Source organism: Vibrio fortis, from assembly GCF_024347475.1.
In the GTDB taxonomy this organism is placed as follows: Bacteria; Pseudomonadota; Gammaproteobacteria; order Enterobacterales; family Vibrionaceae; genus Vibrio; species Vibrio fortis.
The window spans coordinates 447,507-460,948 of record NZ_AP025488.1 but is presented as its reverse complement, the minus strand read 5'-3'; the positions used below and the strand labels follow the sequence as shown (position 1 = coordinate 460,948).

The following is a 13,442-nucleotide window of genomic DNA, read 5'->3' as shown; positions in this document are numbered from 1 at the left end:
ACGGAGAAAGATTAGCGCCAACATTCCTGAATGAGTTTCAACGTTTTGTATATAATCTTTGCACCATTCGTGATCTGTGCATTATTTAACCACCCCTCCTCTGTAACCGTGTGACACGACAAAAACTTTGCGCAGGTGATCTTTGTTATAAAAGTTGCTCCAGCTATTTTTTGAAGGGTTAATAATGCAAAAAATAATTCTTATCACAGGAGCGACCGATGGGATTGGCTTGGAGACCGCACGAGAATTGGCTCAGCAAGGACACCACCTACTCATTCACGGCCGAAACCGCGTCAAGTTAGAACGCGTCGCTGCCAGCTTAAGCCGCCTCTCTAAACAGGCGAAAATTGAACAATACCTTGCCGACTTATCGGTATTGGCAGAGGTCGAGCAGTTCGCTCAGCAGGTGATCCGCAATCACCGTAAACTAGATGTTCTCATTAATAATGCGGGCGTGTACCGCGTTTCAGAAGTAACGACAAAAGACAATCTAGACACACGTTTCGTGGTCAATACTATCTCCCCCTACCGACTCACTCGTTTGCTGATTCCTCTTTTCGATGCCAATGGCCGCATCATCAACCTATCTTCAGCAGCGCAAGCTTCGGTCGATCTTAATGCGCTCACTAGCCCCAATGCTGGTGACATTCATGGCCCCATTTATGCGCAAAGCAAACTCGCTCTTAATATGTGGTCTATGGAACTGGCTCAATCACTCGCGGGGAATGGACCATCTGTGATTGCCGTTAATCCAGCTTCGTTTTTGGGCAGCAAACTGGTCAAAGAGGCCTATGGCTTGGATGGCAACGACCTAGCAATCGGTGCAGACATCTTATGCAGAGCCGCACTATCGGATGAATTTGCTGATGTATCAGGTCAATACTTTGATAATGACTCCGGGCTATTTAAGCCCCCTCACGCCGATGCTCTCGACAACCACAAAAACCAGCAACTGGTAGAGGCGCTAGACCGCCTGATTGAAGCGAAAGTCTAATCCAACATAGCGGTACAGAAGTGCCGCTACCTTCCTCTTTGTTGTCTCAACTTCCATGAACCGTTCACCATTCTTCGATGTCACGAAGGCAATAGTTTAATTCGAGCACAACCGTAACGTAGTTTTCGCCTATTGTGTCTGATATGGTGTCGCTAGAATTTCTGTCACGGATATGAGCATGACTATGAACAGACTCACAATATTAGACGGTGGTATGGGCAGGGAGCTCAAAGAGATCGGCGCTCCTTTTTCACAGCCACTTTGGAGTGCTCAAGCACTTATCGAAGCTCCGCAATTTGTTACCCTAGCGCATCAACATTTTATCGATGCAGGTGCGGAGCTGATCATCACCAACAGCTATGCGTGTGTTCCCTTCCATCTCGGCGAAAAAGGGTTTGCTGAAAAAGGCTTTGAACTCGCAGAGCTGTCTGGAAAACTTGCTCAATCAGTCGCAAGTGCAGCGAAGCGCCCAGTGGCGGTTGCGGGTGCCATCCCACCACCATTTGGTAGCTACCGTCCCGATCTATTTAAGGCAGAGCAAGCAAAACCCATTGTACAAACCTTATATGATGCGCAAGCACCCTATGTCGATTTGTGGATCGTAGAGACGCTGTGCAGCCTCGAAGAGTTCAATGCAATTCATGACGTATTGAAAGAGTCAGACAAGCCTTGCTACTACGCGTTCAGCCTTAGCGACGCGACGAGCTCGACGGCTATGCTACGTTCAGGGCAAGCTGTCAGCGACGCTATCAAATTGGCAGTTCAATCGGATGCAGCGGCAGTACTCTTTAACTGCTCGGTTCCTGAAGTGATGGAGCAAGCAATCATAGATGCGAAACAGGTACTGAGAGAATTAGATAGCTCAATCGAGATTGGTGTCTATGCAAATAACTTTGCGCCGATCAGCAGCGAACATGAAGCGAACGATACATTGCAATGTATGCGAGAGTTGTCACCAGAGGACTATTTGGTTTATGCCAAACGTTGGTATGAGCTAGGTGCAACTATCATCGGAGGTTGTTGTGGCATTGGTCCAAAGCACATTCAAGCACTGAGCGAATGGAAGTTAAGTCTATCCCGCTGATAAGAAAAAAGCTGGGTGCATGTGGACCCAGCTTAATAAAAGGATTGCGCTAAAGTAGGAAACTAAAAGTTGTACTCTGCAATTTTGCTCGGTGTCCCGATATCCTGCTTCGGTGCGACCGCTTTCATTGGCTCCATTTTCAACAAACCATTGTTGAAACAGAATCCTACCACCGTTCCCGAAGCCATCTTCATGCGGTAGCCAACTTCTAGGCGTTGGAACATACCGTTGCATTCGAAATCTTCATACTGAATCTCAAAACCTGCCAGTTGTTGTTGATGCTGGCCATCATTGAAGTAAATGTTGTGTTGCGTATAGTCGGCTGTTTTCAGTAAGTCCAAAACCAAGTTTAGTGAATCTGCTGTAAAGACAAGCATGAAAATCTCTCTCTAAATTATTATCCCAATACGGTGTTATTGGTTTTTTAATTATTAACACTCAGGCGCACTATATCGGACCGTCCTTAACATTTAAGTAACCATTCGTAAGGGTTTGTAATCTAAAAGACTCTCATTGATTTAATTTATACAATTCCTATGAGATAATTGTGGATATAGATTCGCATTATGATTTTCTTTAGGATCCCACTCAATGTTCAAAAGAGTGTTGCAAGCACTATTCCCTTCTTTGAAGGGGCAACCATTAAAAACCTCTCCAGAATCAGTCAACAACCTTGAAAACATCTCTCAACAGAAACACTCAGAGACTAGCCAGCCACCAGCACCCCAACACACGTTAAGAGCCGATAAGCCGCTTAGTCCGCACGATGCTGACTTTCTTAACTACCTGTTTGGTGAATCTCGATTGAACACAGAATCAGACCCATTCAGTGACTTCGTTGCTGCTCGTATCGAAAAGCTGCTACTGTCACCAAAGGCACTGCTTACTGAGCTTCCAGTGATGCCTGCTTCAATCACCACTTTAATGAGTGAGCTGAAAAGTGACGAATTTAATGTAGAAGCTCTGTTAAAAGTGATCGATAAAGAGCCAAGCATGGCGGCTGATATGATCAAGCTGGCTAATAGTGCGCGCTATCGCCGCTCTGAAAGAGAGGTTACAGACCTAAAAACCGCCTTCATGAATATGGGCTCACAAGGCCTAATTGAGGGGGTAATTAACGCCTACCTGAAAGAGTTCTCGCCAACAGTAAACATCTACTGGCGACAATTTGGTGAAAAGATCTGGGATCACAGCTTACGTACAGCGTGTTATTCAAGAGAACTGCTGAAAGATAGCGCCTCGAGCGAAGACGAATCAACAGCGTATTTCGTTGGACTTATTCGTAACTTAGGTAAGATGATCATCTTCCAAGTAATGGTGGAAGCCTTTCGTCATGTCGACCCAAATGTGCCACCAAATTCCACGGCGTTTAAGCGATTAATCAATAGCTATGCGATTAAGTTGACCTACACACTCGCCAAATTCTGGGAACTGCCGGAGTCGGTGCTGTTAGCGATCGCGTATCAAGAATCGCAGAAATTTGCGGCTACGCCATTGGCTATTACTGTGTTAGAAGCCAACTATCTGAGTGAGTTGCAGTCGTTGTTGCAGTCAGGAATCATTGATCTTGAGACTTTCGAAAAACGGAGTGAACAACGCATCACACAACCGAGAACATTGGCGATTGTTGAGACAATCAAAGCTGAAACTGCTGACTTCAACGTCGCGTCATAAGTCATCAGACAGACAGACGACCTAGTAAAAACATCATCGCTAAATAAATCAACAAAGGGGCTCAATTGAGCCCCTTTGTAAATTTTTATAGGTAGTCAACCACTTACCTTTAGCGCTCTGCAACTTCCAAGACAATCTTGCCCACGTGGTTTTTCTTCAAAAACTCTCGTTGTGCCTTGTGGATATCAGCCAGAGGGAATGATTCAGCAACAATCGGACGAATCTGCTGCTTCTCGATTCGATTAATCAGGTTTTGGAATACCTCTGGCTCAAGCACTGTGCACCCAAAGAAGCTTAAGTCTTTGAGATAAAGCGTACGCACATCTAGCTCTACCATCGCACCGCCAATCGCGCCTGATACGGCATAACGACTGCCGGGCTTTAACACTTCCAAAAACTGCGGCCACTGGTCACCGGCCACCAAATCAATCACCACATTGACACTATTCGTACCCAATGCCTCAACAAGATTCGCATCTCTAGGGATGACTTCATCGGCACCGAGTTCAAGCAACTGCTGGTTTTTACTAGGACTAGTTATCGCAATCACATACGCACCGCGCGCTTTGGCCAACTGAATCGCGGCAGAGCCCACACCACCCGAAGCACCAGAGATAAGAACGCGATCACCTTCAACAACGTTCGCGCGAGTAAGCATGTTCTCAGCAGTTGAATATGAACAAGGAAACGAAGCTAACTCAATATCAGACATCTCGCTTTGAACCGCGTACGCGTGCTTGGATGCGACCTTAGTGTATTCAGCAAAGCCACCATCACACTCAGAACCAAAGTACCAAGGTTGAGGCAGATCTCGACCGTATACTTCTGTAAGGCATGGCTCAATCATCACACGCTCGCCAATACGTGAGGCATCCACCTGCTCACCCACTGCGACGATCATACCGCACACATCCGCACCTTGGATGCGTGGAAATTTCAAAGATTCACCGGACCAACTTGCATCATCAGAGTCCTCGCTTTTCGAGTACCACCCAATACGGGTGTTAATATCCGTATTATTGACGCCTGCCGCCATCACCTTAATCAGAACTTCGTTAGGCTCAGGAGTTGGCACCGAGACATCCTCTCGATATTGCAGCATTTCTTCTCCGCCATGGCCTAACATTTCAACGGCTTTCATCGTTGCTGGTACATCAAAACTCATAATGAATCCTCAGTTTAACAGCGTCTTGGCTGTCTTTTTCGCAGAAGCAACGGCTGCTTGGCCCAACACTGGCCATGCGCTAGAGACGCCTTCATGCAATAAAAATAATGGAGTTGATAACGCTTCGTTTTGGCTTAGTTTCCCCAACAGGGCACGCACTTCATGCTTGTGGTCGAGTACCGCTTGGTTGATCAGCTCATTATCAGGGAACGCGGCGATGGCGTTCATCGACAAACAACCATGTGGAGCATACTCTTCCATCCAATTTTGAAGGCGCGTGAACACGTGTTCGATGCTCCCTTCTGCACTTTGTGGGGCTTCTTCGAGCAATAAACTCAAATAACGCTGATGACGATGTTCAAGAGCGCCAACAATCATTGCCTCTTTCGATGGGTAATGTTTGTACAAGGTTCTTAGGCTCACTCCGCATGCCGCTTTTAATTGAGCAACACTGGGTTCAGCAAAGCCGTGTTGGCTAAATGCAACTTCAAGAGCTGCGGCTATCTGTTCTTTCAACATAGAGCAATCTCGATACGTTTCAGAGGAAATACATCAACGCACTCACAAAGGTAGAATGGTTGTTCTACCCATAAGAGTAGAACGATCATTCTACCCATGTCAATAGCGGTGTTTCGTTCACGATTCGATGATTGTGTAATCCAGATTCACCACATCATGTTGATTTGGGCGGAGATAAAAACGAAAAAGCCAAAATCCACGCACAGATTTTGGCTTCTTGAATGATTTCATCGAGAGGTAATTTATGGCTCGTCAATCAGCATCAGTGAATCGAGGATCCCTTGTCCACTGTGGATACCACCTTCGTTTTCACTGGCGGGTTTACTGCGAATCAAATAGCCAGCGTAGCCGTTCATTTGAGTCATAGGTTCCCCCTCGAAATAGATGCTAAACAAGCCGATTTCACTAACTAAATCATTGACTAAATTGGCTTTAGAATCTCTAACCGCCAGTGTTGGCTTATCGCGCTCATGAGGGTAGATTCTCTGCATCAATGCCCAAGCATCGTATTCATTTGGATTTAACTGCTGTAGCTTTTTCGACACCTCATCACCAAACACACAGTGACCGCCGCCCTCTCCTTGATTTTTCAGCACCCAGTTTTGCTTATCTGCGTGTTCATTGAACCAAGCGATCGTCGCTTCACTGATGGGCTTCATATCGGCCAGCACACTCTGAACCAACTCTGCCTCTTCAAGAGTTAACCCCCAGCGCAAATATTCACTCACAGGCATCATGGTCAACAACATCTGCATCGTTTTACTGGTCGCCAATTGTTGACTGATGGTGGCATTCATCGCCACATGGTGTTGCTCTATGAACAGACGAGTCTGACTGAGAGTTTGGCAGCATACATCTTCATTGAGTTCAGGCATCCAATAATCCGAATATTGGTATCCTGCTCTTAAGTACACGACATCAACACCACCAACATCTTTGAGCAGCAAGCGCTGATCTTCACCACTGCTGAGCTGACAGCTCAATTGTTCAAATGTGCGACGTACCGTTCTCACGCCCTGTTTCTGTAGCTCTATTTCTAACAAATGCTGATCGTAGACATTGTCTTCGTTGTTCTGTACCACCATTAAAAACGTCGGTCTACCCGACTCATCAAAATGGTGTTTGATCTTTTTAGCCGCATTTGCGATGCCCAGTGCTAACTGTTCCAGTCCTTTATTTTCAGCTGGGATGGCCGATGTTTGCTCTAACCACGATGAAAAATGTTGTGGCCACTGGTTCTGCAAAAACTCGTGCAGCTCTGTGGCTTTTTGACCAAAGGGGCCCATTCCTGCTGCAATGCCGTTAAACTCGACAACTTTAGCTCCATGTTCTCGATCATCCATAAAATCAGTGCGCATCAACAACAGTGGTCTGCGAGCGGGGAACAGTCGCTGAGTGTTATCGCCATGAGCTTGACGATGCAGTGCCATTAAACGGCCAAAAAATGGATCAGCTTTGGCCATGTCCTTTAAAGAGGACTGCAAAAAATCGTGATCTTCCGACACATTATTAATCAGCTTGGTGATCAATGGGACAACACGCTTCAAATGGTCGAAGCTTTTACGCGTCATGGTCATCGGCGCAATGCTGAATGGACAGTGTCGCGCTGTATTATCAGGTTGACGAAACGCGACGCCGTGCATAATCGCCCACTCACAGGCCTCTTGCAGGAGTTGTTGTGGAACTAACGATTGAGTATTGGTTTTCATATTGTTTCTTTACTTACTAGGAGCACCTAAGGTAAGACGACGCTTATTCCCAAAAGACGAAAAACAGTAAAATTATTTTCGTCCCTTCGCTTTAAAGTGAGAGTTCGCTCAAAATGATGGATGTTTATCGAGTCTGTTCGATAATCAACTCTCTGAGCCATTTGTGGCTTGGCTCAGAGTCGTAGTAACGGTGCCACAATAAGAACAATCCACCAGGTACCAACTCCATCGGAATCTCTTTCATCACCAGCTCACCGCTTTCAATATAGTCCCTTACCGAATTGTAGGGATAACACATCAACAGATCACTTTGCTTACAGAGTTTAACGGCGCTTGTTATATCAGAAACGTTGGCCGCTTTATTGATCTTAAGCTGCTTCGCTTGCAGTATTTCTAGTAACAACCAATCACCGACGCCACCCGTGACCAACTGGATGTGTCGGTATTTGAGGAACGTCTTTAAATTCCACTCTTCTTTCAGTGCTGGGTGATCCTTACGCATCAAACAGACTGAATAGTCTTGCAGCAACTCAACGTAGTTCAGATCCGAGGGGATGCTATGAACATGAGTACTTGCCCGCTCGTCTAACTCGAAAATACCAATACCAAAATCCACCTCTCGCTTTAATAAACGTTTATAGGTTTCACCCGTCCAAGTTGTACTATTGATGGTAATGTTTGGCGCTTGAGCGAGTGCATTGGGCATAAATTTAGGATAGATCGCGGTATAAGCGGTTTCGACGAGATCGATGTTAAAGGTGCGTTCACTGCCCAGTGGGTCGAAATCTACAGGTACGGTAAGTTGTTCTACTTGGAGAAGTATTTGATGCACTTTCGGGGCTATTTCCAAAGCTTTAGGTGTCGGAAATAGGCCTTTCGACTCACGCTCGAATAGGGGATCATCAAACAGAGTTCTTAGCTTTGTGAGTTGTTTACTCACCGCAGATTGGCTGAGAAACATTCGTTGTGCAGTCTTGCTTACACTGCGCTCTTCAAGTAAAACGTGTAAGCAGAGCAAAAGATTCATATCGCATTTCAGTAATCGCTTCACATCAACCATGATATTCCTCAGATTCACATCAAAAATGATTTTATGTCACTTTCAATCATATCATGAAGTTGGTAATTTAGACCCATATAACCTATGAGTTAACTACTCAAGAATAATAGAACTAAGGAATACTCATGAACTTTCTAGCACTCCCTAAGATTGATCTTCACTGCCACCTAGACGGAAGCGTTCGTCCAGACACCATCATTGATCTTGCAAAGCAATACGATATTGAGCTTCCTGCAGACCGTGATGCCGTAGTTGAGTCTCTTACTGTGCCAGAAGACTGTAAGAACCTGGATGAGTACCTTGCGTGTTTCAGCCTGCCACTTAAAGTGATGCAAACTGAAGAAGCGATCGAGCGCATCTCTTTCGAGCTATACGAAGATGCAGCGCTTGAAAACGTAAAATACCTAGAAGTACGTTTTGCACCAATTCTTCACGTAAACAAAGGCCTATCTCTTGATGCAATCATCGCGAGCGCAGTAAAAGGCATGAAGCGTGCGGAAGAGAAATACGACATTAAAGGTAACTACATCCTTTCTGTTCTTCGTATGTTCCCGAAAGATTCAATCAAAGACGTTATTGATGCGGGCCAAGCTTACCTAGGCAAAGGTGTCGTTGCATTTGATATCGCAGGCGGTGAAAAGCCAGGTTTCTGTGCAGAATTCCCAGAGTACACTAAATACGCTATCGAAAAAGGCTACCGCGTGACAGTTCACGCTGGTGAGCAGTGGCACGGTCAAAACGTTTACGACGCAGTAACGCTACTAGATGCAGAGCGCATTGGTCACGGTGTTCACATCCAAGGTAATGAAGATGCGTACAACATCGTGAAAGAGAAGCAGGTTGCACTAGAAACTTGCCCTACAAGTAACGTTCAGACTAAGTGTATTCACAAGTTCAGCGACCACCCTATCTCTGAGTTCCAGAAAGACGGTATCGTGGTAACTATCAACACTGACAACCGCACAGTATCGAACACAACCATGACTAACGAAGTTAAGCGTGTATGTGAAGCGTTCGACCTAACTAAAGAAGATTACGCGCAAATCTACAAGTACTCTGTAGAAAACGCGTTTGCTTCAGACGAAGTAAAACAACACCTAATGAGCTTTGCAGACCAAATCTAATTAGAGCTCAATAACTCGAATAAATCCGGAAGAGAAAGGCGAAAGCTTTTCTCTTTTTTATTACCTATTTGTCGTTACTCTATATTCAATATTGACTAATGAGTGGTACAGAGATGAAAACAGAACTCGAAAAAATGTTGTCAGGCGAGATCTTCGATGGCGCTGATCAAGAAATCGACCAAATGCGTACTCATGCGTTGCACGCTCTCTCTGAATTTAACCGAAGCATCGATGCTTCTCAGCAAGACCGCTTGCAGGCCAATCTATTTGGTAAAGTGGGCAAAAGTATTGTGCGTGCTCCCTTTCATTGTGAGTTCGGTAAGACCATCGAAATCGGTGACGATACCTTCATCAATATGAATGTGGTGATGCTGGATGGTGCGAACATTAAGATCGGCAACAATGTGATGATAGGTCCAAGTGCACAGCTCTATACCGCTTCTCACTCATTGGATCATCGAAGCCGCCGTAAATGGGAAACCTTTTGCCAGCCTATTACAGTTGAAGACGACGCTTGGATTGGTGGAAACTGCGTGATCAACCAAGGCGTCACGATTGGCGCCCGCTCGGTGATAGCAGCCAACTCGGTAGTCAACAGCGATGTACCACCTGATTGTCTATATGGCGGAACGCCTGCAAAACTGATTCGCAGGCTCGATGTTGAAAAGCAAACCACCTAAACATACCAAGAAAAACGGCCATCATTTCGATAGCCGTTTTTCTTAACTTAGCAAAGCAGCTCCATGCATCACCACAACACTGGTAGTTAAGATTCCTCTCATACCCATGTACCCTTCGGGGATTTGGTTCTGTGGTTTGGGTTTGAGCTTGTGTTCGGAGAACCAAACCGCGATATAGCCCGCTGCTAGTACGATGATGGTTAAGCTGGTATTGCCTGCTCCCTGCAGTAACGCCGCCCACGCAATGAGTAGAAAGACATTACTCAGTAGAAGCGCTTTGCGGCTCAAGCTTTGTTCTGGGTAGTCAATGGCTCTGCCCCACAGCACGCCAGATAGAAAGCTCAGAATAACAACACTGTAGCTTACGAAGAGCTGGTCACCCGCCAAGGAGAAAAATTGAGCGTCTAACAACATCAGCAACAAGCCGAACGCAAAAGGTATGAGGCCAAGATAACCTAGCCTTAGCATGGTGCTTTTTGTTTCTGACATATTGCCTCCCTACAATTGTTGCTCAATGGCATTTATCAAGGTGGCGCTTGAGGGTGAAGTCGAGCTTCCGAATGTCCCGACCACTTTACCTTCTTTATCAATCAGGTATTTGTAGAAATTCCATCGTGGAGAAACGCCAGCTTGCTTCTTGATTTCACTGAACACTGGGTTGGCGTCAGGCCCTGAAATTGAAGAACGCGCCATCATCGGGAATGTCACGCCATAATCTAGATAACACACTTTGGCACTGTCTGCCTCGCTGCCTTTGTCTTGTCGAAAGTCATTACTAGGGAACCCAACCACGGTGAAGTTCTTATCTTTGTACTCTTGATGGAGCGCTTCAAGCTGACCAAACTGAGAAGTGAATCCACACTGGCTTGCGGTGTTGACCACAAGTATGGTCTTGCCATGAAACTCTTCGCACAAATTGACTTCATCAGTAGAGTTCAACAGACGTTGTGAGCCTTTTAGTATATCGGGGCATGATGACGCATTAGCCACAAATGGTAGCGCGCTCAGACAGAGTGTTGCCAAGCTAAGTTGATATTTATTCATCCGTGTATCTCAATGATTGGTAGTCTTAGTTTTACTCACTAAGGTCGGCTTTTGATCACTTTCCACCGTTATTTCCCACCATTCTGTTTCACCTTATGTGTTAGAATTTTGAGCCACACGCAGTGCGCTGAGTCTCTGATTTAGTTAACTATAATTTAGTCATGATGAGTGTTTTTGGGTTCTGAGAATGAAGAAGTATGAATTAGTTGTTCAAGATATTGTTAGTAAGATCTGCCAGAACAGCATCAACCATAAGCTCCCTGCAGAAAGAGAACTCTCTGAGATCTATGGGCTGTCTCGATTTACGATCCGTAAGGCTTTGGCTAAGCTCGAAGCGATCGGCATGGTCAAATCTAAAGTGGGTTCGGGTTACTTCGTTAATACCGCACTTATCGGCACACCGCTTGTTTACAACTCAATTACTGAAAACAGCTTCGAAGAGATCTCCTACAAAAAACTTCAGCTTAATAAAGCCCTCCCTGATCAACATGAACAGCAGATATTTTCACTCACAGATGATGAGTACATCTGGAAAATTAGACGCCTACGATTGATCAACAATAAAGTTGTGCAAGTAGAAGAAGCAAGAATACCCGTTCGTATATTCCCCGAGATGAACGCCGATATCATCGAAAGCTCCATCCAAAAACATGCCTTATCTATTGGACTTGAAATCGACAGCTACCTCACCACCTATCAGGCGGTAAACGTCTCAAAGGATGATGCTGAATTACTCGGCTGTAAGAAAAATGCTGCAGCCATGAATATTACCAATCGAGGGTTCTTGGCTTCAGGTGAACTCTTTATCGTCAGTGATATTATCGATATCAACTACCAGTGTACCTATCACACGCCATTTAATAGCGAAAGCATGAGCTATAGAGATAAGAAATAACCTTTATAATATCTAACTCTTTAATTGAATTGATTTTCATTAAATTTATAACAATCGTTAATATACACTGTTCAATATTACACATAGAATAAATAATGTAATTATCTTTAATTATTCACAAAGCGAATACTAATCATCACTACTAATAATCTCAGTTTTACTTTACATAAAAAAAATAGCCACTGAACGTGGCTATTTGATTTGAAGGTGATTGCTATGGTGTATGGATTGCACCATCTGGGAGTCGACTTTGTGTCCACTCGTGAGGACGGTACATCACTGGGAATTCCTGTGCCATTTCACGATCCATTTCAACACCGATACCAGCGACCTCTGAAGCGTATAGGTAACCATCAATAGGTTCTGCTGCGTTCGGGAATACTTTATGAGTGTTAGCGTTATACTCTACATGCTCTTGAATGGCAGCATTATGTAGGTGCACATTTAAGTGAGTGTTTACTGCTGCACCGATTGGGGTCATGTCTGGCGGACAGTGCCATGCGATACGCACACCGAAGGTCTGACATAAATGCCCCAGTTTCAGAGCTGGTGTAATTCCACCAATCTGTGAAACGTGACAACGGATGAAATCAATACGGCGATTAACAATCAGAGATTTCCACTCTTCAGGATTGTTAAACAGCTCACCCAAGCCCAATGATACCGAGCTCTGGCTGCGAATGTTATCGAGCCACTCCGTTTGGTTTGGCGGCAAAATATCTTCGATAAAGTAAGGCTTGTATTGCTCAACTTCTTTGGCAAACTGAATAGCTTGATTTGGGAAAAGACGCTCGTGCACATCATGTAAGATGTGGAATTTATTGCCATATTTCTCTCTCAACGACTTAAACATGGTTAAGGTATTGTCCATGTACTGGTCTTGGTCGTAATACGAACCTTCAGTCGGGTTTTGAGTCGCATGTAGCTGTGTCGGTACACCACCATAGAAGCCTAATTGACAACGGATATGACGATAGCCTTTATCTAAAAATGAATCGACTAGGTCATAAATACCTTCCATCGTATCGCTGGTTGCATGTGTATACACTGGAATAGCATCGCGAGCCTTACCACCAAATAGTTGATGCAGCGGCATACCAGCAAGTTTTGCTTTAATATCCCACAATGCCATATCAACGCCAGATATCGAATTATTAATAACAGGTCCGTTGCGCCAATATGCATTGACCATCATCATTTGCCATAAGTCTTCAATATTATTGGCATTTTTTCCAATGAGAATAGGTTTTAAATATTCGTCAACCATGGTTTTTACAGCTAATGGTCTTTGCTGGAATGTCGCACAACCAAAGCCAGTCACACCCTCATTCGTTTCAACGATTACGGTAATGAGGTTATGTCTATCCGGTTTTGTAATAACGCATTGGACGTCAGATATAATAGTTTCTTTCACAATTAAATAACCTAAACTTAGTCAACTCCTATTATCTAACCGCGTTAAAAACCACATTTCAAGCGCTAAATTTTGCTCAA

The 13,442-nt window shown here is 44.7% G+C and carries 14 protein-coding genes; 6 read left to right on the top strand and 8 right to left on the bottom strand.

Annotated elements, in window-relative coordinates:
- Window positions 1-184 precede the first annotated feature (184 nt).
- Window positions 185-994, top strand: coding sequence for an SDR family NAD(P)-dependent oxidoreductase (locus OCV50_RS16645; RefSeq protein WP_261904974.1), 810 nt, complete (start codon window positions 185-187; stop codon window positions 992-994).
- A 184-nt stretch (window positions 995-1,178) separates the two neighbouring features.
- Complete coding sequence (locus OCV50_RS16640; RefSeq protein WP_261904973.1) at window positions 1,179-2,078, top strand: homocysteine S-methyltransferase family protein; 900 nt, start codon at window positions 1,179-1,181, stop codon at window positions 2,076-2,078.
- A 62-nt stretch (window positions 2,079-2,140) separates the two neighbouring features.
- Here OCV50_RS16640 and OCV50_RS16635 read toward each other — a convergent pair whose 3' ends face one another.
- Complete coding sequence (locus OCV50_RS16635) at window positions 2,141-2,455, bottom strand: hypothetical protein (protein ID WP_261904972.1); 315 nt, start codon at window positions 2,453-2,455, stop codon at window positions 2,141-2,143.
- Window positions 2,456-2,669: 214 nt separating this feature from the next.
- Here OCV50_RS16635 and OCV50_RS16630 point away from each other — a divergent pair, with 214 nt between their 5' ends.
- Entirely contained in the window at window positions 2,670-3,752 is a 1,083-nt protein-coding gene (locus OCV50_RS16630; RefSeq protein ID WP_261904971.1) for an HDOD domain-containing protein, read from the top strand.
- Window positions 3,753-3,861: 109 nt separating this feature from the next.
- On the opposite strand, the gene OCV50_RS16625 is transcribed toward OCV50_RS16630, so the two are convergent.
- From OCV50_RS16625 to OCV50_RS16610, 4 genes are all read right to left on the bottom strand, one after another.
- Entirely contained in the window at window positions 3,862-4,917 is a 1,056-nt protein-coding gene (locus OCV50_RS16625) for an alcohol dehydrogenase family protein (protein WP_261904970.1), read from the bottom strand.
- Between the two features lie 9 nt (window positions 4,918-4,926).
- The gene (locus tag OCV50_RS16620; RefSeq protein WP_261904969.1) at window positions 4,927-5,436 is read right to left on the bottom strand and encodes a TetR/AcrR family transcriptional regulator; all 510 of its coding nucleotides are present in this window, start codon (window positions 5,434-5,436) and stop codon (window positions 4,927-4,929) included.
- 242 nt (window positions 5,437-5,678) lie between these two features.
- Entirely contained in the window at window positions 5,679-7,145 is a 1,467-nt protein-coding gene (locus OCV50_RS16615; protein WP_261904968.1) for a glutathione synthase, read from the bottom strand.
- Between the two features lie 124 nt (window positions 7,146-7,269).
- Complete coding sequence (locus OCV50_RS16610) at window positions 7,270-8,205, bottom strand: LysR family transcriptional regulator (protein ID WP_261904967.1); 936 nt, start codon at window positions 8,203-8,205, stop codon at window positions 7,270-7,272.
- 125 nt (window positions 8,206-8,330) lie between these two features.
- Between OCV50_RS16610 and add the strand changes: the two genes are divergently transcribed.
- Together add and OCV50_RS16600 are read left to right on the top strand one after the other, a co-directional pair.
- Window positions 8,331-9,329, top strand: a complete 999-nt coding sequence (gene add, locus OCV50_RS16605) for an adenosine deaminase (RefSeq protein WP_261904966.1) — start codon at window positions 8,331-8,333, stop codon at window positions 9,327-9,329.
- A gap of 113 nt (window positions 9,330-9,442) precedes the next feature.
- Complete coding sequence (locus OCV50_RS16600) at window positions 9,443-10,009, top strand: sugar O-acetyltransferase (RefSeq protein ID WP_261904965.1); 567 nt, start codon at window positions 9,443-9,445, stop codon at window positions 10,007-10,009.
- Between the two features lie 42 nt (window positions 10,010-10,051).
- On the opposite strand, the gene OCV50_RS16595 is transcribed toward OCV50_RS16600, so the two are convergent.
- Complete coding sequence (locus tag OCV50_RS16595; protein ID WP_261904964.1) at window positions 10,052-10,498, bottom strand: DUF3429 domain-containing protein; 447 nt, start codon at window positions 10,496-10,498, stop codon at window positions 10,052-10,054.
- 9 nt (window positions 10,499-10,507) lie between these two features.
- The gene (locus OCV50_RS16590; RefSeq protein WP_261904963.1) at window positions 10,508-11,053 is read right to left on the bottom strand and encodes a glutathione peroxidase; all 546 of its coding nucleotides are present in this window, start codon (window positions 11,051-11,053) and stop codon (window positions 10,508-10,510) included.
- A 187-nt stretch (window positions 11,054-11,240) separates the two neighbouring features.
- Here OCV50_RS16590 and OCV50_RS16585 point away from each other — a divergent pair, with 187 nt between their 5' ends.
- Complete coding sequence (locus OCV50_RS16585; protein ID WP_032553830.1) at window positions 11,241-11,948, top strand: GntR family transcriptional regulator; 708 nt, start codon at window positions 11,241-11,243, stop codon at window positions 11,946-11,948.
- A 214-nt stretch (window positions 11,949-12,162) separates the two neighbouring features.
- Here the strand turns inward: OCV50_RS16585 and OCV50_RS16580 are convergent, their stop codons facing one another.
- The gene (locus OCV50_RS16580) at window positions 12,163-13,362 is read right to left on the bottom strand and encodes an enolase C-terminal domain-like protein (protein WP_261904962.1); all 1,200 of its coding nucleotides are present in this window, start codon (window positions 13,360-13,362) and stop codon (window positions 12,163-12,165) included.
- Window positions 13,363-13,442 lie beyond the last annotated feature (80 nt).